This window comes from Bifidobacterium merycicum DSM 6492 (assembly GCF_900129045.1).
GTDB lineage: Bacteria > Actinomycetota > Actinomycetes > Actinomycetales > Bifidobacteriaceae > Bifidobacterium > Bifidobacterium merycicum.
Window position 1 is genome coordinate 188110 of the sequence record NZ_FQTX01000002.1, and the last position, 23521, is coordinate 211630.

Here is a 23521-nt window from a genome sequence, read left to right on the forward strand (position 1 = left end):
GTTACGGGGAGATGAATTTTCGGCGATGCGTATCGCGCTCGGCGAAACGGGAGACGAAGCGGTAGGGAACCGGTCAGCGAAACGGTAGGGAGGACGGCCGGGAAACCAGTCGGCGAACCGGTCGGAAAGACGGGACAGCGGGAAGACGGGACAGCGGGAAGACGGGACAGCGGGAAGACGGGACAGCGGGAAGACGGGACAGCGGGAAGACGGGACAGCGGGAAGACGGGACAGCGGGAAGACGGGACAGCGGGAAGACGGGACAGCGGGAAGACCCCCGGCCGCGTCATGGCTGCGAGCGCCATGTGTGATGCGATCGGGGGTCTTCGATTCTGCAGATTTTGGGGATGCAGGTTTTGTAGAACCTGCGGGTTTCCGGCTTTCCGCCGTTCGCTCGTCGGAAAGCCGGAAAGCCGGAAAGCCGGTCGAAATGACCGGAAGTACGGTCACGGAAGTGTGGTCACAGCGCCTTGGCCGCATTCTCCACGAAGCCGGACATGCCGTCGACCTCCACCACGTTGCTGAAGCGCACGTCGGCGTGCTCCAGTCCACGCAGGGCGGCTGGGGCGGTGGTGCCGGTGGCCTCGGCGAGCACGTCCATGCATGCGAAGTCGGTGCCGGTGGCGTCGAGGCCCAGGGACTCATTCACCACGCGCGGGAACTTGTACGGGCTGGCGGTGGCGAGCAGCACGCGCGGGGTCAGCGGGTCGCGCGGCATCTGCTGCATGACGAAGTAGCCGCATGCGGTGTGCGGGTCGATCACGTAATGGTTCTTGTTCCAGCAGTCGGCGATCATCTCGCGCACCTGGTTCTCGTCGGCCCAGCCGGTGCCGAAGATCTGGCGGATCTTGGCGAGCAGGCTGCCCGGAACCTCGTACGCGCCCCACTGCTTGAGGTCGTTCATGAGCATGGAGATGAGTCGCGCGTCCTTGTCGGACAGGTAGTACAGCATGCGTTCCAGGTTGGAGGAGACGAGGATGTCCATCGACGGGCTGATGGTCTGGAAGAACGGGCGCTGGCGGTTGTAGGTGCCGGTGGTCAGGAAGTCGAACAGTACGTTGTTCTTGTCGGAGGCGACGATCAGGTGCTTGACGGGCAGGCCGAGCAGTTTGGCGTAGTAGCCGGCGAGGATGTCGCCGAAGTTGCCGGTCGGCACGACGAATTCGACTTCGTCGCCCACGTTGATGACCTGCTTTTCGAGCAACTGCGCGTAGGCGGAGAAGTAGTAGACGACCTGCGGCACCAGACGACCCACGTTGATGGAGTTCGCGGAGGACAGCACCACGTGCGCGTCGCCGGCGAGTCGTTCGGCGAGTTCCTTGTCGCCGAAGATGCGCTTGACAGCGGACTGGGCGTCGTCGAAGTTGCCCTTGACCGCGCACACGTTCACGTTGGAGCCGGCCTGGGTGGTCATCTGCAGTTCCTGCACCTGGCTGACCTTGCCTTCCGGGTAGAAGACGGTGATGCCGGTGCCTGCCGCGTCCGCGAAGCCGGCGAGTGCGGCCTTGCCGGTGTCGCCGGAGGTGGCGGTGACGATCATGATCTTCTCGTCCGGGTCGCCGTCGGCGGGGGTGGTGCGGGCCATGAAGCGGGGGAGGATCTGGAGGGCGACGTCCTTGAATGCGGAGGTCGGGCCGTTGAAGAGTTCCATGACGAAGTCGTCGCCGAGCGGCTTGACGGGGGTGATCTTCTCGTCGAGCCACTGGTCGCCGTATGCTTCGGCGATGCACTGCGCGAGTTCCTTGTCGGTGAAGTCGGGCAGCAGTGCGCCGAGCACGCGCTGGGCGATGGCCTGATAGGACATGCCGGCGAGGTTGTCGATGGCGACCTTGATTTCGCCGAGCTGGTCGGAGACGAACAGACCGCCGTCGTCGGCGAGTCCGAGGCGAATGGCCTGCTTGGAGGTGAGTGAATCGGTGGTGTTTCGCGTGGAATGGAACGTGGTCACAATAATCCTTACGGTTAAGAATCTTTGACGTTGAGGTTCAACAGGCGTTAGTTTACCGGCAACCGTAGGCAGTGGGCGGGCGGTGTCCATTTCCATAGGGGCGCCGTGGGGGCGGCGGCTGCCGTGTTCCTGCGTGTGTTTCCGTGTAGGTTCCTTCGTGTGTTCCCGCACTCGTCGCGGGCGCTTCCGCGGTCCGTTTCGTGGATGCGCCCCGCAAGCGGCCGGCGGGTACCCCGCGTTCCGTCCGTATCAGCACCGGCCTCGGTCGTGGATCCATCCCCGTGTGTCACCCCGTGGTTTTGACGCGGCTTCGGTTTTGCGGGCGGTATGGGGTAGGCTGGGGCGCATGGAATTCCAAGAGATTTTCGAACGGGTGTGCGCCCGTGCCGACGCCGCGGCCAAGGCGCAGTCCGTTCTCGCCCGCGCCACCACCGACACGAAGAACGCGCTGCTGTTCGCCATCGCTGACGCGCTTGACGCCAATGCCGGCGTCATCGCCGAAGCCAACGCCGTCGATATGCGCAGGTCGCGCGAAGGCGGCATGGACGAGGGTAAGCTCGACAGGCTGAAATTCGATGAGGAGCGTGTGCGTGCCGCCGCCGACGGCGTACGCCATGTCGCCTCCCTGCCCGATCCGGTCGGTGAGATCGTGCGCGGCTATTCGCTGCCCAACGGCATGCGATTGACGCAGACGCGCGTGCCGATCGGCGTGATCGGCATGATCTACGAGGCGCGTCCGAACGTCACGGTGGATGTGGCGAGCCTGTGCCTGAAGTCAGGCAATGCGGCCATGCTGCGTGGCGGTCATGCCGCCGAACGCACCAATGCCGCCACGCTCGACGTGATCGGCGGGGCGTTGCGTGCGCAGGGGTTCGATGGCGCGCTGGTGCAGTCCGTCGACGATTTCGGACGTGACGGCGCGACGGCCATGATGCAGGCGCGTGGGCACGTCGACCTGCTGGTGCCCCGCGGCGGTCGCGGCCTGATCCAGGCGGTCGTCGCCAACTCGAAGGTGCCGGTCATCGAAACGGGAGCGGGCAACGTGCACATCTACATGGATCGCGCGGGCGACCCGGCCAAGGCCATCCCGATCATCATCAACGCCAAGACGCAGCGCATCGGTGTGTGCAACGCCGCCGAGAAGCTGATCGTGCACCGCGATGTCGCCGGGGAGTTCCTGCCGCTCGCCGCCAAGGCGCTGATGGACGCCGGCGTGGAATTACATGCGGACGAACGCGCCTACGCGATCATCGACGCCATGCCCGGGCACGACCCGCAGCTGCTCGTGCACGCCACCGATGAGGATTGGGACACCGAATACCTCGCCTTGACCATGGGCGTCAAGGTCGTCGATTCACTTGACGAGGCGATCGGGCACATCAACAGGCATTCCACGGGCCATACCGAGTCGATCATCTCCGAGGATTACGCGGCCATCGAGGAGTTCACCGCACGCGTCGACTCCGCGGTGGTGATGGTGAACGCCTCCACGCGCTTCACCGACGGCGGCGTCTTCGGTTTCGGCGCCGAGCTCGGCATCTCCACGCAGAAGATGCATGCGAGGGGACCGATGGGATTGACCGAAATGACCACCACGAAATGGATCGGATACGGACAAGGACAGGTACGCGCATGAGCGAAGCGAATGAAGCGAACATGAGGAACGGTGCCGATGCCGGTGAGGACGGCGGGCAGATGGGTGCGAAGCCCAGCGTCGCGGCCGGCCTGCCGAACGACGGCATGAGCACGCCGGTCGAGGAGCTGCGCCCCGACATGAACTTCAACAACCCCCGGTGCGTCATGAAGATCGCGTCGGAACGCCTGAGCATCGTCCGGTACGTGTTCCTGGTGCAGATCGAGGACGGCATCGCCACCGCCCCGCAGCGGGCCTCGCTCGAATACGCCGACGCAGTGCTCATCGGCTGGCCCGAGGAGGACGGCGAGGGCGTGGTCGACGTGGACGACGAACAGTTCGAAACGGTGCGCCGTCACATGGAACTCATGGAGGAGTACATCGCCAAGTTCACCGCGTTCGAACGTGCGGGCGACGTGGATGACATGACCGACACGCTGATCCGCATCACCGAGCATGTGGCCGAGGTACGCCGCCTGTACCAGCCTGACTTCCCGCTGCCCACGTTCGCGGAGATCCGTCGTGTGGTGCAGGACGAATGGGATGAGGACATGGGCAAGATCGACCCGAAGGACGGCAGTCCGACCGCCGAGGAGATCGAACGCGAGCGTGACGATCAGGATCGTGAGGCGCAGCAGGGGGAGCGTGCATGACGATGGCACCTGACGAGCGCCGTATGGCCGACCTGTCGGATGGCCCGGTCGCCGGCAAGCCCGCCGTTTCCGTGGTCACGTCGGGCAATGCGTGGCGTTCCGCGCGTGGCAATTGGCATGTGCGCCCGCGTATCGGCATCATGGGCGGCACGTTCGATCCGATTCATAACGGGCATTTGGTGGCCGCATCCGAGGTGGCGTGGGTGTACGACCTCGACGAGGTGGTGTTCGTGCCGACGGGCCGCCCGGTGTTCAAGCTGGACAAGCATGTGACGAACGCAGAGGACCGGTATCTGATGACGGTGATCGCCACGGCATCGAATCCGAAGTTCACGGTGTCGCGTGTGGATATCGACCGTCCGGGCATCACGTACACGGTTGATACGTTGCGTGATCTGCGGGCGCAGCATCCGGATGCGGAACTGTTCTTCATCACCGGCGCGGATGCGGTGGCGGAGATCATGCAGTGGAAGGATGCCGATCGCATGTGGAATCTGGCGCATTTCGTGGCGGTCACGCGGCCGGGGTATTCCTCGCCCGAGGGTGTGAAGCTGCCGGAGGGCAAGGTCGATACGTTGGAGATTCCGGCGTTGGCGATCAGTTCGACGGATGTGCGTCGCCGCGTGAAGGCCGGCGAGCCGGTGTGGTATCTGGTGCCGGATGGCGTGGTGCAGTACATCAGCAAGCATGGCCTGTACCGCGGGTAGCGGTTTTCGGTTGTGAGACGTTGACGGCCGGTCGTCCCGTGTTGGGGCGGCCGGCCGTCATTCGTGTGATGCGCGGGCGTGTTCTCCGTTGTTCTCCGTGGCTGGTCGTGTGCCGTGCGGCGTGTATTGCGTGCGTCCGTGCGGCTCAGCCGGCGAGGCCCATCTGGTATTTGAGCGTGAGGACGCGTTCCGCGCTGCGCGTCACCTTGGCCGCGAACGCCTCGTCGGAGGCGGCCTTGGCGTTCAGCCCGTCGAGGATCGGCATGACGTAGTCGGGTGCGCCGATGCAGGCGAGGTCGCCGCCGGCCTCGACCAGCCTCACACCCAATTCGCTTGGCTGGAAGCCGCCCAATGCCGCCGCGGAGAGCGAGTCGGACGTCACCACGCCCTGATAGCCCTGCCTGGCCCGCAGGTAGCCGTCGATGATCGTCGGGGAGAATGCGGCCGGGGTGCTCGGGTCGATGGCCTGATAGGTGGCCAATGCCATCATCACCATGCCCGGTTGCGCGTCGGTGATGACCGTGCCGAACGCGTTGATGGTGTCGCCGTCGAGCATGGTGGTGGTGTCGAGGATGCCGTCCGCGGTGAAGTCGGTGTTGCCGGTCACGGAACCGAGGCCGGGATAGTGTTTGATGGAGGTTTGCACGCCGGCGTCGCGCATGCCTTGGATGAAGGCGGTGGCGTGCGAGGCGTTGCCCGCCGCGTCGAGGCCGAAGTCACGGTCCAGTGCGCCGATCGGGGCGTTCGATGCGCGGGGCACGGTGACGGTGTCGACCACGGGGGCGAGGTCGACGTTGATGCCGGCCTGGGCGAGTTGCCCACCCCATACGGCCGCGGATTGGCGCAGCTGGTCGGCGCCCATCCCCCCCTGCTGGGTGGCGCTGGGCATGGTGGAGAACCCGGCTCCCGTGAGATGCTGCACCTGGCCGCCTTCCTGATCGGTGGTCATGAGGAGCTTGTTGTTCGCGGGCGCATACGATTGCAGCGCGTCGGTGGCCTGCCGCACGCCCGCGGTGCCGTTGGTCCAGTTGCCGATGATGAGCACCGATCCCACATGCCGGTTGCGGATCGCGTCCTCAAGACTGGAGGGGTCCGTGCCGGCGGAAAGCGAGGCCATGACGAGCTGGCCGACGCGTTCCTCCATGCTCATCGCGGCGACGGCGCGGCGCACCCTGCTGGCGGGCGTCATGTCGGGTGCCGGGGCCGAGGATTTGGACAGGTCTCCGGCAAGGGTGGTCGTCCTGGATCTTGTGCCCGAAGCGGGGATGCCTCCGGAACCGTTGGTATCCCGTATTCTCATCCACAGCATTCCCAATCCTGCCAGCGTGGCGATCATCGCGATGACGGCGATGACAGCGACGGCGCGCAATATGCGCTCCCTCCTGCGGCTGCGTGCGGTGGAGATGATGGTCATGGGTGCTCCTGCCCTTCGTTCCTTCTCCTTCGAGGATACCCATGAGGAGGATACCCATGAGGAGGATACCCGTGAGGAGGATACCCGTGAGGGGAATGGCCATGGGAACGGCGGGGAAGGGGCGGCCTGCCAGGTCGGCGGCTTCGCGCACGGCGGAAATTCAGTCCCCAGCGAACAACGGTCGCACTCGGCACCTATCTGTACTCTTGGTGGCATGTCCTTCTTTGATATGTTCGGCATGTTCGATCCGGATTTCGATCCGCGCAATCCGAACCGTGGCCGCAAGAATCCCGACGATGACCCGATCGTCGTCAACATCGAAACGGACGGCGACGACGCCGGCTCAGGCGCGTCCCCCCGTCCCAACACCCCCCGCCCCGGCGCCGGAAGGCCCGGTGCGCCGCGCATCACGCGCAAGCCGTCGCAGTCGACCGGCCGCGGCACGAAGATCCTCATCGGCGTGATGCTCGCGCTCGCCATCATCGTGGGCCTGTTCTTCGGGCTCTCGCAGTTCATCACCGACCTCATGTGGTACGGCCAGCTCGGCTTCCAGTCGGTCGTGTGGACGCAGCTCGGCGTGAAGGTCGGCCTGTGGGCCGCGTACGCGCTGGTGACCGCCGTCGTGGGCTTTATCGCTGCATGGCTCGCGATCCGCGCCCGCCCCGCCGCGGCGGACGGCTCCAGCATCCGCGTGAACGACAATGTGGTCGAGATCAAGCAATCGGTCAGCTCCAAGCACGCCCGCCGCGTGGCCGTGGCGGTCTCCGCCGTGGTCGGCGTGGTGTTCGGCGCCCGCTTCAACCTCGACTGGTCCCAGGTCCTGCTCATGTTCAACGCCCAGCCCTTCGGCGTCAAGGACCCGCAGTTCGGCATCGACAACGGCTTCTACGTGTTCATCCTGCCCGGCCTGAAACTCATGGCCTCCGCATTGTCCACCCTGCTGCTCGTCGGTCTGGTGTTCTCCGTCGCGACCCATGGGATGATGGGCGGCATCCGCATCACCATGCCGGTGAACGGCCGCGGTCTGTTCGCCATCACCAAACGCGCCCGCAGGCAGATCGCCATCTGGCTGATGCTCAACATGTTCGGCTGGGCCGCGCAGATCGCGCTCGGCGTGTTCTCCACCCTCACCGCCGAAGGCTCGCGCATCACCGGCGCGACCTACACCACCGTCAACGCCACCATCCCCGTCACGTTCATCATGGCCGTGCTGATCGCCGTGCTCGGCGTGGTGCTGGGCGTATGGCTCATGCGCTCGCACGCCCTTGAGGGCAGCGCCCCGATCGGCGTGCGCGCCTCCACCGCGTTGAAGGCGTGGCGCACGCCGCTGATCGCCATCGCCGTCACCGTCATCGTCTCCATGGTGCTGACCATCGCATGGCCGGCCCTGCTGCAGCGTTTCCGCGTGAACCCGAACGCCCAGGAGATGGAATCCACGTACATCCAGCGCAACATCGACGCCACCCGCGCCGCCTACGGCCTGGGCAAGCTCAAGACCGAGCAGTACAAGGCCACCACCACGGGCAAGCAGGGAGCATTGCGCTCGGAAAGCGAAAGCACCGCGCAGATCCGACTGCTCGACCCGCAGGTCGTGTCCCCGACCTTCAAGCAGCTGCAGCAGTCCAAGCAGTACTACACGTTCGCCGACTCGCTCACCGTCGACAAATACAACATCGATGGCACCAGCCAGGACACGGTGATCGCGGCCCGCGAGCTCAACCTCGACGGCAACGACAACCGCAACTGGGTGAACGACCACACCGTGTACACGCACGGCTACGGCGTCGTGGCGGCCTACGGCAGCCAGGTGACGTCGGACGGCCAGCCGCGCTTCTTCGAATCCGGCATCCCCACCCAGGGCAAGCTCACCGAATCAGAACATTATGAGCCGCGCATCTACTTCTCGCCGAACATGAGTGAATACTCCATCGTCGGCGCCCCGGAAGGCACCGACTCCTGGGAGTTCGACTATCCGACCGGTTCCCAGGGCGCGAGCACCACGTTCAAGGGCAACGGCGGCCCCTCCGTGGGCAACCTGTTCTCCAGGCTGCTGTACGCGATCCGTTTCGGCTCCGACCAGATCCTGTTCTCCGACCGCGTGACCTCCCAGTCCCAGATCCTCTACGACCGTTCGCCGCGCGAACGTGTCGCCAAGGTTGCGCCCTATCTCACGTTGGACGGGCGCGTGTACCCGGCCGTGGTGGATGGCCGCGTCAAGTGGATCGTGGACGGCTACACCACCTCCGACGCCTACCCGTACTCGCAGATGGCCGAACTCGGCTCCGCCACCCAGGATTCCACCACCGTGACCTCCAGCACGGTCAAGGGACTGGGCACGCAGAAGGCGAACTACATCCGCAACTCCGTCAAGGCGACCGTCGACGCGTATGACGGTTCCGTCGACCTGTACGTGTGGGACAACACGGACCCGGTGATCAAGGCGTGGGAGAAGATCTTCCCCGGCCAGTACCACCAGCTGTCCGAGATCTCCGGCGACCTGATGAGCCACCTGCGCTACCCGGAGAGCCTGTTCAAGGTGCAGCGCGAACTGCTCGCCCAATATCATGTGACCTCCGCCAGCCAGTACTATTCGGGCGAGGATTTCTGGCAGACGCCGGTCGACCCGACCGAATCGAAGCAGGCACAGTCCGAGGACATCCTGCAGCCGCCCTACTACCTGACCCTGCAGACGGGCGGCACGAAGGAGCCGGTGTTCTCGCTGACCTCCTCGTACATCCCCGCGGGCACGTCCACGCGTGAGATCCTCACCGGCTTCCTGTCGGTGGATTCCGACGCCGGTTCGACGGCGGGCAAGATCGGCCCGAACTACGGCACCATACGATTGCAGGAGCTGCCGAAGGATTCGAACGTGCCGGGCCCCGGCCAGGCGCAGAACAACTTCAACGCCGACGCCGACGTCTCCAAGGAGCTCAACCTGCTGCAATCCGGTTCCACCAACGTGGTGCGCGGCAACCTGTTGACCCTGCCTCTGGGCGGCGGTCTGGTGTACGTGCAGCCGGTGTACGTGAAATCCTCCGGCGCCACGTCGTTCCCGCTGCTCAAGAAGGTGCTCGTCGCGTTCGGCGATCAGGTCGGGTTCGCCGACACGCTGGACGAGGCGCTCGACCAGGTGTTCGGCGGCGATTCCGGCGCGAACGCCGGTGACGCCGATCACGCTTCGGGCAACACGCAGGCCAAGACCGACTCGTCCGGCACATCCGGCAAGGACGCCACGGACTCGTCCGGCGGTACCGGCACGTCCGGCAAGTCGGATTCCGGTTCGATGTCGGGCGCGCAGCGCAGTCCGGAACTGCAGCAGGCGCTCAACGACGCGTCCAAGGCCATGCAGGACGGCCAGACCGCCATGAAGAACGGCGACTGGTCCGCATACGGCGACGCGCAGAAGAAGCTGCAGGACGCGCTGAACAAGGCCGTCGAACTGAGCAAGTGACGCGCGGCCTACAAGCCGGGAACGGCTGATAGCAAGGGCCGGGGCGGGGCGATTTCACCGATAGGGTGAGACGTTTCCGCCCCGGCCCTTCCACATGCGCGACAATGATGACGGTTCGGGGCCGGAACGGCGGGGCAGACGGATCGGCTGGCCGAACAAGGCGTACGGAACCAACGAGAGGAAACGAGGAAACGGCATGGCATACACGTACAGACCCGCCACGGAGGCGGACGTCCAGGCGCTCACCGACATCTACAACGCGGCGGTGATCGAAGGCGGATCATCCGCCGACACCACACCGCGCACCGTCGAACAGCGGCGCGCATGGCTCGAATCCCACCGGGAGCCGTACGCGGTGTTCGTCACCGAAGCGGACGGCGACGACGGAAACCGCGAGGTCGTCGGCTTCAGCGCACTGTCCGTGTTCTACGACAGGGCCGGCTACGACGGCGTCACCGACCTGGCCTACTACATCGCACCCGGATGGCGCGGCAGGGGAGTGGGCACGTTCACGCTCTCGTCGCTGCTCGACGAGGCGCGCCAACGCCACATGCGCAAGGCATGCGGCATCATCTTCGCCGACAACGCCGGATCCATCGCCCTGATGCGCCGCTTCGGATTCACCCAGTTCGGCCTGATGCCGGCCGCGGCCACCGACTCCACCGGCACCATGCGCGACATGAGCTACTGGTACCTCGACCTGTAGGCGCGTCGCGCTCGGCGGTACAATAAGGCATTTGGAAAGACGCCGGCCGGCATGGGCACCATGCACGCCCGGCGCAAGGCGCGGCACACCCGGCGAGACGCCGGGCACGCCGCCGCGCATACGAAGACCACGCATACAAGACAAGACACAAGACAACGGCAAAGGTGGGAACATGGCGTCCGATTTCTGGCTGATCGCAGGTCTGGGCAACCCCGGCGGCAAATACGAAGGCACCCGTCACAACATGGGATTCATGACGGCCGATGCGCTGGCCGAACGCTGGTCGGTCAACCTCTCCGACCATAAGGGGCTCGCGCTGCTCGGCAAGGGCATGATGAACCTCGACGGGCGCAACCAGAAGTTCTTCCTCGCCAAGCCGCTCACCTACATGAACGAATCGGGCAACGCCGTCGCCTCGATCTGCTCCTACTACCAGATCGAACCCGACCATGTCATCGTCATCCACGACGACATGGACCTCGACTTCGGCCGCATCAAGGTCAAAGCCGGCGGCTCCGCCGGAGGCCACAACGGCATCAAATCCATCGACCGCTCGCTCGGCACCCCGAAATACTCCCGCGTGCGCATGGGCGTGGGTCATGCCAAGCGCGGCGCCAACGCGCACGACAACACCGTGAACTGGGTTCTGGGCGGATTCGGCCCCGACCAGCGCAAGCAACTGCCCGACTTCCTCGCCGACGGCGCCGACGCCGCCGAGGAGATCATCTTCCACGGACTCGCCAAAACCCAGGAGAAGTTCAATGGCCGCTGACGCGCACGCGCAGCCGGGAAGCAGGCCAGCCGACCCGATGCATGCCAGCCTGGCCGGACTGCTGGAAAGCCTCAGAGACGACGAAACCTTCGCCAAGATCGCGAACGGCGAAGCTGAACCCGCATCCGACGACATCGACGTCTCGCTCATCGTCGGTGCACCCGCAGGCATCCGACCCGCGCTCGCATCCGCCATCGCCACGAACCGCAACGTCCGCCAAGTCGTCTACGTCGTATCCTCCAGCCGTGAAGCCGAGGAAACCGTCGACGCGCTACGCTCCTGGTACGCGGGCGACTCCGTCGACATCGCCCAGCTCGAAGCTTGGGAGACCCTGCCGCACGAACGTCTCAGCCCCCGCGCCGACACCGTCGCGAACCGCATGGCCGTATTCCGCAGACTCAAGCACCCCGAACCCGGCAGCCCCATGTTCGGCCCGATCCGCATCCTCGTAATGCCCGTGCGCTCGCTGATCCAGCCCGTGGTGGCCGGGCTCGGCGAAGTGGAGCCGCTCGTGTTCGCCAAAGGCGAGGAGCTTGCGCTCGACGAGGCCGTGGAACGATTGGTGCGCAACGCGTACACGCGCGTCGAACTGGTCATGAACCGCGGCGAGTTCGCGGTGCGCGGCGGCATCCTCGACGTGTTCCCGCCGACCTATCCGCACCCGGTGCGCATCGAGTTCTTCGGCGACGAGATCGACGAGATCAGGGAGTTCCACGCCTCCGACCAGCGCACGTACGGCGATGGCGTCGACACCATTTGGGCCACGCCCTGCCGCGAACTGCAGCTCACCGACGCGGTGCGCACGCGTGCGAGAAGCCTGATCGGCTCCATCCCCAACGCGGAGGACATGCTCGAATCCATCGCCAACGCCATCCCCGTCGAAGGCATGGAATCGCTCATGCCGGCGCTCGTCGACGACATGGAACCCGTGGCCGGCATGATCGACCCGCACGCCGTCATCCTGCTCAGCGACCCGGAGAAGCTACGCAGGGCCGCCGCCGACCTGATGAAAACCGCGAACGAGTTCCTCGCGGCCAGCTGGCATGTGGCCGCATCCGGCCATGGCGGCGCTCCCATCAGCTTCGACGAGGCCAGTTTCCTCGACTTCGACGAGGTCATGAGCTCACTGGGCTATTCCGACCACGACGTCATCGAACTGACCGATTTCAACGTGGACACCTCCCGCACGGGCCGCGTGCGCCTCGCCGCCGAAGCGCCCGGCGAATACCGCGGTGACGAAGGCAAGGCCGCGGCAGGCATCGAAGGATTGATCGACGAAGGCTACTCGGTCACCGTCACCGCAGCCGCGCAAGGCACGCTCGCAAGGCTCAAACGCGCCATCAATGAGACGGGTATCGCGAGCTTCGACACCATCCGTTCCGCCGCCGTCGACGGTTTCATCGACACGGAGGCGAAGGTCGCGCTGCTCGCCGAACGCGACCTGACCGGTCGCACCAGCGCCGCCGCACGCGCCAAAACCCCGAAACGCCGCCGCAAGGCCATCGACCTGATGGAGCTCAAGACCGGCGACTACGTGGTGCACGAGCAGCACGGCATCGGCCGTTTCGTGGAGATGCGCCAGCGCACCGTCGGCACCGGCGCGAACGCGTCCACACGCGAATACCTGGTCATCGAATACGCGCCGAGCAAGCGCGGCGCCCCGCCGGACAAACTGTTCATTCCCACCGACCAGCTCGACCTGGTGAGCAAGTACATCGGCGCCGAAACCCCCAAGCTCAACAAGCTCGGCGGCTCCGACTGGGCCGCGACCAAGGCCAAGGCGCGCAAGCATGTGCGCGAGATCGCCGACGACCTGGTGAAACTGTATTCGGCCCGCCAGCGCACGCCCGGCTTCGCGTTCAGCCCGGACACCCCGTGGCAGAAGGAGCTTGAGGACGCGTTCCCGTACCAGGAGACCGCCGACCAGCTCACCACCATCGACGACGTGAAGGCCGACATGGAGAAGCCACGGCCCATGGACCGCCTGATCTGCGGCGACGTCGGCTTCGGCAAAACCGAGATCGCCGTGCGAGCCGCGTTCAAGGCGGTGCAGGACGGCAAGCAGGTCGCCGTGCTCGTGCCCACCACGCTGCTGGTTCAGCAGCATTACGAGACGTTCGCCGAACGCTATGAGGGATTCCCCGTCAACGTGGCCGCGATGAGCCGCTTCCAGAAGCCCAAGGAGATCAAGGAGACCACCGAAGGGCTCGCCGAAGGCACCGTGGACGTGGTGATCGGCACGCACAAGCTGCTCAGCCCGAAGATCAAGTTCAAAGATCTCGGCCTGGTCATCATCGACGAGGAGCAGCGTTTCGGCGTGGAACACAAGGAGACGCTCAAGGCGCTGCGCACGAACGTCGACGTGCTGAGCCTGTCGGCCACGCCCATCCCGCGCACGCTGGAGATGGCGGTCACGGGCATCCGCGAGATGTCCACGCTGGCCACGCCCCCGGAGGACCGACTGCCCGTGCTCACCTACGTGGGCGCGTACGAGGACGCGCAGGTCACCGCCGCGGTGCGGCGCGAACTGCTGCGCGGCGGGCAGGTGTTCTACGTGCACAACCGCGTGGAGGACATCGCCGCCGTGGCGGACAAGATCCACCAGCTCGTGCCCGAAAGCCACGTCGGCATCGCGCATGGCAAGATGGGCGAGAAGCAGCTCGACCAGGTGATTCGCGACTTCTGGCACAGGGACATCGACGTGCTGGTGTGCACCACGATCATCGAAACTGGCCTTGATATCTCGAACGCGAACACGCTGATCGTCGACCATGCCGACCGGTTCGGCTTAAGCCAGCTGCACCAGCTGCGCGGCCGCGTGGGTCGTGGCCGCGAACGCGCCTACGCCTACTTCCTGTACGACCCGTCCAAGCCCATGACCCAGCAGTCGCACGACCGTTTGGCCACCATCGCGCAGAACACGGCGCTCGGCTCCGGCTTCGACGTGGCGATGAAGGACCTCGAGCTGCGCGGCACCGGCAACCTGCTCGGCGACCAGCAGTCCGGCCACATCGAGGGCGTCGGCTTCGACCTGTACGTGCGCATGGTCTCCGAGGCCGTCGAAGCGTACAAGGAACCGGACAAGGCCGCCGAGCCGATGGCCGTGTCGGTGGACCTGCCGGTCGAGGCATCGATCCCGGTGGATTACATCGATTCCGACAAGCTGCGTCTGGAGGCGTACCGCAAACTCGCAGCCGCCCGCACCGAGGACGATCTGGCCGCGCTGCGCGAGGAGCTGGCCGACCGCTACGGCAAGCCGCCGGAACAGTTCGACACCCTCTTCGACGTGGCCCGCCTCAAGTTCAAGGCGCGCATGATGGGCATCAGCGAGATCCTCGCCCAGTCGAACCGCGTGCGCATCGGGCGCATCGACCCCGCCGAATCGGTGCGCATGCGCATGTCGAGGATCTACCGCGGCTTCCAGTACCGGCCGGTCACCCATCAGCTCATCGTCCCCGCCCCGTTCGCGGGTTCGCTCGGCTCGCAGCCCATGAGCGGCGACCAGATCATGCTCTGGCTCAACCAGCTGCTCGACGACCTGGCGTGGACGCCCAAGCCGCGCCGTTAACACGCCCTCCGGTGAAGGCGTGTTTCGTCCATCAATCCCATTATTCTTGGCATTGACATCACAACCTAGCGTTTAAAGGAGTAGTTGTGGCAGCAATTGAAAGCGTGTACGCGCGTCAGATTCTTGATTCCCGTGGCAACCCGACCGTCGAGGTCGTGCTTGATACCGAAGACGGTGCTCAGGGCCTGGGTCTGGTTCCGTCCGGTGCTTCCACTGGTGAGGCTGAGGCTTGGGAGCGCCGCGATGGTGACAAGTCCGTCTACCAGGGCAAGGGCGTGCTCGACGCTGTCAAGGCAGTGAACGAGGAGATCGCTCCGAAGGTCATCGGCATGGATGCCGCCGACCAGCGCGCTCTCGACGATCTGATGATCGAGCTCGACGGCACCCCGAACAAGGGCCGTCTCGGCGCCAACGCCATCCTCGGCGTCTCCCTGGCCGCCCTGTACGCCTCCGCCGAGTCCGCCGGCATGCCGCTGTACCGCTACATCGGCGGCACCAACGGCCACATCCTGCCGGTCCCGAACATGAACATCATGAACGGTGGCGCCCACGCTGACTTCGCCACCGACATCCAGGAGTACATGATCTCCCCGTACGGCTTCGACTCCTACTCCGAGGCTCTGCGCGCCGGCGTCGAGGTCTACCACACCCTGAAGAACGTCCTGAAGAAGGAAGGCCTGGCCACCGGTCTGGGTGACGAGGGCGGCTTCGCTCCGAAGATGAAGTCCAACAAGGACTCCCTGAACTACATCATGGACGCCATCTCCGCCGCTGGCTACGAGCCGGGCAAGCAGATCGGCATCTCTCTGGACGTTGCTTCCTCCGAGTTCTACAACAAGCAGACCGGCAAGTACCACTTCGAGGGTGACGACCGCGAGGCCGGCTACATGCTCGACTTCTACGAGAACCTGATCAACGAGTACCCGATCGTCTCCATCGAGGATCCGTTCCAGGAAGAAGGCTGGCAGGATTGGGCCGACATCACCGCCAAGCTCGGCGATCGTCTGCAGTTCGTCGGCGATGACCTCCTGGTCACCAACCCGAAGCGTCTGGCCAAGGCCATCGAGATGGGTGCCGCCAACTCCCTGCTGGTCAAGCTGAACCAGATCGGCACCGTCACCGAGACCCTGGACGCCATCGAGCTGGCCACCGCCAACGGCTACACTTCCATGGTTTCCCACCGTTCCGGCGAGACCCCGGACACCACCATCTCCGACCTGGCTGTCGCCAAGAACACCCGCCAGATCAAGACCGGTGCCCCGGCTCGTGGCGAGCGTATCGCCAAGTACAACCGCCTGCTCGAGATCGAGGAGGAGCTCGGCTCCACCGCTCAGTACGCCGGCTACAGCGCTTTCAAGGCCTGCAAGAAGTACATCGCCAAGTGAGTCGATTCGCGCGCTTAGCGTGATCTGATTCATTCGCTTGAGGGTGGGATGTTCCTAGGAACGTCCCACCCTTTCGCATTGCTTGGAATGGGTGCGGCGACGCGGATGCCGACGGGTCCCGGCGTGGTTTTCGCGGATGGGATAGCGGGCGTTCACGGGCCGCAAGCCGCCCGGTGTAGTCGAATGCGACGGGTAGGTTGGAAGCCATGAGCATTCGGAAGCGCAGCGCGTCCGGTGGCGCCGCGAAGACCACCGGCAGAACCGTGAAGACCGGGAAAGGCGAAGGCAACGCTCAGAAGAGCAAGGCATCGCGCTCCGGCGGACCGATCGCCTTCTTCGTCTCCCTGTTCATCGTGCTGGTCGCGGCCATCCAACTGGTATCCACCTTCAACGCCTACGCGAACGATCTCGCGCACCTCAACAACCTGAAACGTCAGGAGGCGGCGCTCATCGCGCAGAAGCAGGAACTCGAGAACGACATCGCCCGCTGGGACGACGAATCCTACGTCGCAGCCCAGGCACGCGAACGGCTCGGCTTCGTGTTCCCTGGCGAACAGTCCGTGCACGTGATGAACCCGGAGGCGGTGACGGGCAAGGAATCCGACGCCGAATCCTCGAAGAGCAAGGAATCGACGGAACAGAAGCTGCCATGGTACAGCGAACTGTCCTACGCCTTCAAGGAATCCGACCAATCCGACAACAAGTAGCGCAACCTCACCGTCCGCCACGCAGCATGACGCATGGGCGGCCGTGACGGTGGGAACGCATCGAACGCATAGCAAACGCACAACGAACGAACAACGACACAGGAAGGGCAACAGTGAGCCAGATCGAACCCGACGCATTGGCAGAGCAGTTTCTCGCGCAGCAGCCTGCGGAACGAGACATCGCCATCGTGCAGGAGCAGTTGGGCAGGTACCCCCGTGGCATGGTGGCCGTGGGCGCGCGCTGCGTGTGCGGCCGTCCGCTCGCCGTGGTGACCAGGCCGTTGCTGCCCGGGGGAGTGCCGTTCCCCACGACCTGCTATCTGACCAGCCCCGAGGCGGTCAAGGCCGCGTCGCATGTCGAAGCCGAAGGCTCCATGCGCGACTACGGCGAGATGGTCGCCGAGGATGATGACGTCAAGGCCGCGTACGAGCGTGCGCACAGGCTGTACCTCGAATTCCGCCACGCCATCGCCACGCGTCTGGGCGACAGCGAGGAACACATCGAGGGCACATCGGCGGGTGGCATGCCCGTGCGCGTCAAGTGCCTGCACGCCCTGATCGCGCAGTCCCTGGTGATGGGGCCCGGCGTGAACCCGATCGGCGACATGGTGCTCGAACGCGTCAAAAGCGAATTCGATCCCGCCGTCTGCCGTTGCAGCGTGGCATGGCCGTCCGCGGACGAGACCCGCGACTAGCGACAGCGAAACGAGACGAGTCCCCGCACGAACGTCGGGGGGCGACAGGAACCGGCATAGGGATAAGGGAAGGGATAAGAAACGATGATGAAATCGGTAACCGTGGCAGGTATCGACTGCGGAACGAATTCCATCCGACTCAAGGTGGCGCGAGTCGACGAGAACGGCATGACGGAAATCGTGCCACGCCAGTTGAAGGTGATCCGCCTCGGTCAGGATGTCGACAAGACGCATCGCTTCGCGGATGAGGCGCTGGAACGCGCCTACGCCGCCGCACGCGAATTCGCAGGCATCCTCAAGGAGCATCCCGTCGACGGCCTGCGCTTCGTCGCCACGTCCGCCACGCGCGACGCCGCCAACCGTGAGGAGTTCGAGGACGGCATCGAGGAGATTCTCGGTGTGCGCCCCGAAGTCATCCCCGGTACTGAGGAGGCCGACCTGAGCTTCCTGGGCGCAACCAGCGTCGTGCCCAGGAACGACCTGAAACCCCCGTACCTGGTGGTCGATCTGGGCGGCGGCTCCACCGAGCTCGTCATCGGCGGCGACGGCGTGAACGCGCCCGCCACCCAGGTGCAGGCGGCGTACTCCATGAACATCGGATCCGTGCGCATGACCGAACGCCATCTGAAGAACGACCCGCCCACCGCCGAACAGATCGAGGAGGCGTACAAGGACATCGACGAGCATATCGACGAGGCTTTCCGCACCGTGCCCGCGGGCCGTGCACGCACCATCATCGGCGTCTCCGGCACCGTCACCACCATGACCGCGCTGGCCATGGGACTGAAGGAATACGACCACTCCCTGGTGGACGGCTACCGTCTGCCCGTGGAGGAGGCCTACAAGGTGGACGACCGGTTCCTGAACATGACACGCGCCGAACGCGCCGAATACAAGACCATCCACCCCGGCCGCATCGACGTGGTGGGCGGCGGCGCCGTGGTGTGGAACCGTGTGCTGTCGCGCGTCAGCGCGGCCGCCGAAGCCGATCACGGCGAGCCGATTGACTCGTTCGTGGCCAGCGAGCATGGTCTGCTCGATGGTCTCGTGCTGGATTACGGCCGTAGGCTGCTTGCCGCCTGAACGGCGTGCTAGCATACAAGAAGCGTCGACCGGCGCCACTCCTCGCACGAGGGGCGTGATGACCCGGCCGGCATGCCTCCATGGCGAAATTGGTATACGCAGCTGACTTAAAATCAGTCGCTTCGGCTTGCGGGTTCGAGTCCCGCTGGAGGCACCGAACACGGGAAAGGCCCGCTGGCGACGGCGGGCCTTTCCCATATCCCCGTTCACACGGCATGGAACACGGCGCGAAACAGGGCATGGCGCATGGCATGGCAAAACAAGCGAAACATACGGCAGGTAAGGTGCTCCACGACATGCATGAGACGATGTGAGGAGCGCATATGCCGTCCAACCCGAACGACGTAGAGAAGACCACGAACGACGGACTGCCGGTCATGCCGACGCAGGCCATCATCATCGGCACGGTGCTGGCGGTCGGAGCCATCTCCTGCTCCGGTTTCTACCTGTCGATGCTGGGCGGCGGCGTCGCCTTGGTGCCGTGGATGTGCGTGACGCTGGCAGTCGCCGTCGTGTTCACGTACGTGGTCGGGTTCGCGCTGCTATGGTGCGCGGAATCCTTCACCCTGCGCATGAAGGCACGGTTCAGGCCGCTGGTCTACGGCGTCGTCGGATTCATCGGCTACGGTGTGTGGGGCCTGCTGGTGATGACCTCGATGATGAACTCCATCGGCCAGCCGCTCAACGGTGTGGTGCTGGCCAACGGCGATGTGCTGGCCGTCGCATTGAACTACGCGGTGTTCGGCTTCCTGGCGTTCCTGCTGGGGCAGGTGCTCGCCCCCAAACTGCGCACGAGGAAGCCGCTCGCCTTCGGACTGCTGGCCGTGCAGATTGCACTCGCGGTGTTCGGCCTGATCGCCATGGTGATGATGTTCGGCGCACTGTACCGGTAAATGCCGGCAGGCGCGGGCAAATACCGGCGGATATAGGCGGATATCGAGAGGCTTCGGCGGCTGAGCACCTGTGCCCGGCCGCTTTCCTATGCCGTCGCGCCTGCGCGAAGTGTTCGGAATGCGGCGGTTTTGCCGCGAAGATGCCCAAAAGCGTGCGATGGTGCTAATCTAGAGCGCATTGCCCAAACAGGAGGTTTTGTGACATGGCAGATCAGATGCCCAAGGTGAACAGCGAGTTCGGGGCCCGTCCGAAGATTGAATTCCCCACCGAGGAAGCCCCGAAGGGCCTGAAGGCCGTGGAGCTCATCGAAGGCGATGGCCCGATGGTGCGTCGCGGCGACACCGTCACCGTGAACTATCACGGCGTGGTGTGGGGTAAGGAGGAGCCGTTCGACTCCAGCTTCGACCGACACCAGCCGGCCAGCTTCGGCATCGGCGTGGGGCAGGTCATCAAGGGCTGGGATCAGACGGTGCCGGGCCACAACGTCGGTTCCCGTCTCGTGGTCTCCATCCCGCCGGAGTACGGCTATGGCAGCCGTGGCGTCCCGCAGGCCGGCATCGGTGGCGGCGACACTCTGGTGTTCGTGGTCGATATCATTTCCACGCGCTGATCACCATTCAACACTGATATCACTGATATACGTCGGAAGCGTCGGGTGTTAGGGTCCCGGCGCTTTCTGCGAACAATGAAGGAGTCGATATGATACAAGAGGATCAGGTTTTCCTGCTTACGCAGGAGGCTTACGACAAGATGCAGGAGGAGCTGAAGTGGCGTGAGGGGGAGTACCGCGACGAGATCATCGCCAAGGTTTCCGCCGCGCGCGCCGAAGGCGATCTGAGCGAGAACGGCGGCTACCATGCCGCACGCGAAGCCCAGCGCGTCAATCAGGGCCGTATCGAGGAGCTGACGTTCAAGCTGCGTCACGCCAAGATCCTCACCGCGCCGCCCGCCGGCAAGGTCGGTGACGGCTCCCTGGTCACGCTCGACATGAACGGCCGCGAGAAGGTGTTCGTGCTGGGATCGCATGATCTCGCCATCGCCACCGATCAGGCCATCATCAGCCCGGAGTCCCCGATCGGCGCCGCGATCTACGGCGCGAAGGTCGGCGACACCGTCACCTATCAGGCCCCCAATGGCCGCGAGATCTCCGTGACCATCAAGGATTCCAAGCCGCTGAGCTGAATCCGCGCGTAAGCCGCCTGCCGGCCGTTATGAGACGGCTGCTACGGGCCGCGATTCAAGGGATATATGAGTGGAGGCGCCACCCCATTGACGGGGTGGCGCCTCCACTCATATATGCACGGGTATGTGGTTCCGTCGCGGTTCCGATGTGCGTCGATCAGGGGACCATGGTCCACATGTTGACGATCACCATGTAGATGGCGACCATGTGGCACGCGTACCCGGCGACGGTGCCGCAGTGGAAGATCTCGTGGAAGCCGAACACGCGCGGCCATGGATCGGGCTTGCGCCGCGCGTAGACGATGGCTCCGGTGATATAGCAGACGCCGCCCGCGATGATGAGGATCGTCACCGCCGGTCCCGCCACGGGCGAGGTCCAGAACAGGGCCATGTAGGCGAGCCCGTAGATGCCGAAGATGACATACACCAGGGTGTACAGCCAGCGCGGCGCGTTGATCCAGACGCCGTGGATGATGATGGCGATGGCGGTGCACACCCACATGGAGATGATGACCAGGTTGCGCCAGAACGGTTGCAGGGCGAACGACACGGGCGTGTAGGTGCCGGCGATGAGCAGGAAGATGTTCACATGGTCGATGCGACGCAGCATGTCGGTGACCTTCGGGTTCCAGTCGCCCAGATGGTAGGCCGCGGAATTGGTGAAGAGGATGAGGGAGCTGACCATGAACACGGCGCAGGCCCATTTGAGGCCGGGCTGCTTGGCCAGGCAGATGAGCACGATGCCGGCCGCGAGGGAGAGCGGGGCGGCCACGGCGTGGATCCATCCGCGCATCGCGGGCTTCGGTCTGCCGTGCACGTCGTAGCGGATCTTGCGTGGCTTCTTGTTTTTCTTTTCCAGTTCGGGCAGTTCGATGCCTTCGATTTTGGCGGCTTTGATTTCGCCCTTGGCGATGGTATGCGCCGCTTTCGCCTCGGCCTTCAGACGGATTTTCTCCGCTTTGAGGCGTGCGCGTGCGCGTGCGCCGTCGGCCTTCGATCTGATGGCCTGTTCGTGCGCGTCCGTCACCGCGGCCTGCTTGCGTTCGATTTCGGACTCTTCGCGTTCTGACATGGTCGATCCTCCCAGGTTGGTTACGCAACCGTAACCTACGATACCGTAGGTTAGTGGAAAGTCAAGTGACATGACGTCAATATCACCGTGTCAACGCGCGGGGCGTGCGTATTATGGTCGCATGGCCGATTTCTCTCAAATACTCGCAACGCGTCCGGACTTCGATGACAGAGATCGTGAATGGATGCACCACTTGGTAGCCGACTGGCAGGTGGTCGCCGATCTCAGTTTCGCGGACCTGCTGTTGCTCATCAAGAATGGCGAAGGACAATACGTCGTGGCCGAACAGTGCCGTCCGTCCACCATGGTGACCCTGCGCGCCGACGACATCGTCGGCAAGATCGTGCCCGAGGATATGACTGCGGAACTCGACGCGGCCATGGAATCCGAGGGCGTCTACCGATCCCCGGTGATGCGCGACTTCGGCAAGGTCAACGTCTGCACCGTGTACGCGCCCGTGCGCGCCCATGGCAAGACGCTGGGCCTGGTGGTGCGCGAGACGAACATGACCACGCGCGAATCGAACGGCCGCTATGAGACCGAGAGCATCAACTCCGGCAAGCAGCTGTTCAAGATGATCCCGCGAGGGCAGTTCCCGTACACTGACGCGGTGATGAGCCAGCGCCACATCGCCCGCATGTCGGACGGGTTCATCATCCTCACCGTGGACGGCATCGTGCGCTACGCCTCGCCGAACGCCATCAGCTGTTTCCGCAGGATCGGGCTGCTCGCCACCATGCGGGGCCACTATCTGAGCGAGCTCGGCGTGAACCTGCTGCACACCGACGACCCGGTCGACGACCAGCTGCCGCTCGTGCTCAGCGGCAAGGCCGCCGTCGATTCGGAGATCTGCACCAACCATTCCGCCGTCTCCCTGCGCTCCCTGCCGCTGTACGACGAGAACGGCCGCATGGGCGCGATCGTGCTGTGCCGCGACGTCACCGAGCTGCGCCGCCGCGAGAAGGAGTTGCAGACCAAGGACGCCACGATCTCCGAGATTCACCATCGTGTGAAGAACAACCTGCAGGCCGTGTCCGCGCTGCTGCGTCTGCAGGCTCGCAAGACCAAGTCCGAAGAGGTGAAGAACGAGCTCAAGGAGGCGCAGCGCCGCGTGCAGACCATCGCCATGGTGCACGAGGGGCTGAGCCAGACCGCCGACGAGGTCGTCGACTTCGACAAGGTGATCTCCAAGCTGTTGAGGATGACGGTCGACCTGGCCACCATGCGCGACCAGCACATCGACATCAGCTTCCTCGGCAAGTTCGGCATGATGCCCGCGCAGGACGCCACGCCGCTCTCCCTGGTGCTCACCGAGCTGATCACCAACTGCGTGGAGCATGGCTTCGAGGGGCGTACGGACGGCCATATCACGGTTTCCGTGGGGCGTTCCGGCGCGAACCTCAACGTCGTGGTGGAGGATGACGGCGTAGGCCTTGACTCCGAGGCGCATGGCGGCATGGCGCGTTCGTCCGGTTCCGGTCTGGGCACGCAGATCATCAACACCTTCGTGACCAACGATTTCGGCGGCAGCGTGCACTGGCAGGCCCGCCGCGAGGGCGGTACCAGGGTGGTGCTGGACATGACGCTCCGCGCGGCCCAATCCCAGCTGTGACCCGCACGCCGTACGGTTCAGGCAAATAGAAGGGACGGA

General features: G+C 64.7%; 17 protein-coding genes, 1 tRNA gene and 1 pseudogene. 16 read left to right on the top strand and 3 right to left on the bottom strand.

The window, feature by feature from the left end:
• Window positions 1–460 precede the first annotated feature (460 nt).
• Window positions 461–1951 (bottom strand): threonine synthase, encoded by a 1491-nt coding sequence (gene thrC, locus BUB29_RS03335; protein WP_193349137.1) that lies wholly within the window; start codon window positions 1949–1951, stop codon window positions 461–463.
• Between the two features lie 343 nt (window positions 1952–2294).
• On the opposite strand from thrC, the gene BUB29_RS03340 reads away from it, so the two are divergent.
• The 3 genes from BUB29_RS03340 to nadD all read left to right on the top strand — a co-directional run bounded on the left by BUB29_RS03340 (window position 2295) and on the right by nadD (window position 4941).
• The gene (locus BUB29_RS03340) at window positions 2295–3584 is read left to right on the top strand and encodes a glutamate-5-semialdehyde dehydrogenase (protein ID WP_033521798.1); all 1290 of its coding nucleotides are present in this window, start codon (window positions 2295–2297) and stop codon (window positions 3582–3584) included.
• Between the two features lie 104 nt (window positions 3585–3688).
• Window positions 3689–4234, top strand: a complete 546-nt coding sequence (locus BUB29_RS03345) for a hypothetical protein (RefSeq protein WP_033522085.1) — start codon at window positions 3689–3691, stop codon at window positions 4232–4234.
• A 2-nt stretch (window positions 4235–4236) separates the two neighbouring features.
• Window positions 4237–4941, top strand: coding sequence for a nicotinate-nucleotide adenylyltransferase (gene nadD / locus BUB29_RS03350; RefSeq protein ID WP_407640907.1), 705 nt, complete (start codon window positions 4237–4239; stop codon window positions 4939–4941).
• A gap of 145 nt (window positions 4942–5086) precedes the next feature.
• Here nadD and BUB29_RS03355 read toward each other — a convergent pair whose 3' ends face one another.
• Window positions 5087–6355 carry a glycoside hydrolase family 3 N-terminal domain-containing protein gene (locus BUB29_RS03355; RefSeq protein WP_081888354.1) on the bottom strand — a complete coding sequence of 423 codons (1269 nt, stop codon included), beginning with the start codon at window positions 6353–6355 and terminating at the stop codon, window positions 5087–5089.
• 214 nt (window positions 6356–6569) lie between these two features.
• On the opposite strand from BUB29_RS03355, the gene BUB29_RS03360 reads away from it, so the two are divergent.
• The 12 genes and pseudogenes from BUB29_RS03360 (at window position 6570) to BUB29_RS03415 (ending at window position 20798) form a co-directional block, all read left to right on the top strand.
• Complete coding sequence (locus tag BUB29_RS03360; RefSeq protein WP_033521794.1) at window positions 6570–9806, top strand: UPF0182 family membrane protein; 3237 nt, start codon at window positions 6570–6572, stop codon at window positions 9804–9806.
• Between the two features lie 196 nt (window positions 9807–10002).
• Window positions 10003–10512 carry a GNAT family N-acetyltransferase gene (locus tag BUB29_RS03365; protein WP_033521792.1) on the top strand — a complete coding sequence of 170 codons (510 nt, stop codon included), beginning with the start codon at window positions 10003–10005 and terminating at the stop codon, window positions 10510–10512.
• Between the two features lie 172 nt (window positions 10513–10684).
• Entirely contained in the window at window positions 10685–11284 is a 600-nt protein-coding gene (gene pth / locus BUB29_RS03370) for an aminoacyl-tRNA hydrolase (protein WP_033521790.1), read from the top strand.
• Window positions 11274–14852 (top strand): transcription-repair coupling factor, encoded by a 3579-nt coding sequence (mfd, locus tag BUB29_RS03375; RefSeq protein WP_033521788.1) that lies wholly within the window; start codon window positions 11274–11276, stop codon window positions 14850–14852. The genes pth and mfd overlap by 11 nt, the downstream gene beginning before the upstream one ends.
• Window positions 14853–14938: 86 nt before the next feature.
• Window positions 14939–16237 (top strand): phosphopyruvate hydratase, encoded by a 1299-nt coding sequence (gene eno, locus BUB29_RS03380; RefSeq protein ID WP_033521786.1) that lies wholly within the window; start codon window positions 14939–14941, stop codon window positions 16235–16237.
• 206 nt (window positions 16238–16443) lie between these two features.
• Window positions 16444–16929, top strand: a pseudogene (locus BUB29_RS03385) (FtsB family cell division protein); the annotation flags it as partial.
• A gap of 137 nt (window positions 16930–17066) precedes the next feature.
• Entirely contained in the window at window positions 17067–17639 is a 573-nt protein-coding gene (locus BUB29_RS03390; RefSeq protein WP_407640908.1) for a DUF501 domain-containing protein, read from the top strand.
• Window positions 17640–17726: 87 nt separating this feature from the next.
• Entirely contained in the window at window positions 17727–18722 is a 996-nt protein-coding gene (locus BUB29_RS03395; RefSeq protein ID WP_033521782.1) for a Ppx/GppA phosphatase family protein, read from the top strand.
• A gap of 74 nt (window positions 18723–18796) precedes the next feature.
• A tRNA-Leu gene (locus BUB29_RS03400) sits at window positions 18797–18876 on the top strand.
• Between the two features lie 169 nt (window positions 18877–19045).
• Entirely contained in the window at window positions 19046–19615 is a 570-nt protein-coding gene (locus BUB29_RS03405; protein ID WP_033521780.1) for a hypothetical protein, read from the top strand.
• Between the two features lie 203 nt (window positions 19616–19818).
• Window positions 19819–20226, top strand: coding sequence for an FKBP-type peptidyl-prolyl cis-trans isomerase (locus BUB29_RS03410; RefSeq protein WP_033521778.1), 408 nt, complete (start codon window positions 19819–19821; stop codon window positions 20224–20226).
• An 89-nt stretch (window positions 20227–20315) separates the two neighbouring features.
• Entirely contained in the window at window positions 20316–20798 is a 483-nt protein-coding gene (locus BUB29_RS03415; RefSeq protein WP_407640902.1) for a GreA/GreB family elongation factor, read from the top strand.
• A gap of 157 nt (window positions 20799–20955) precedes the next feature.
• Here BUB29_RS03415 and trhA read toward each other — a convergent pair whose 3' ends face one another.
• The gene (gene trhA, locus BUB29_RS03420; RefSeq protein WP_033521776.1) at window positions 20956–21870 is read right to left on the bottom strand and encodes a PAQR family membrane homeostasis protein TrhA; all 915 of its coding nucleotides are present in this window, start codon (window positions 21868–21870) and stop codon (window positions 20956–20958) included.
• A 121-nt stretch (window positions 21871–21991) separates the two neighbouring features.
• Between trhA and BUB29_RS03425 the strand changes: the two genes are divergently transcribed.
• Window positions 21992–23482: a sensor histidine kinase gene (locus BUB29_RS03425; RefSeq protein WP_033521773.1), complete on the top strand. Its 1491-nt coding sequence runs from the start codon at window positions 21992–21994 to the stop codon at window positions 23480–23482.
• Window positions 23483–23521 lie beyond the last annotated feature (39 nt).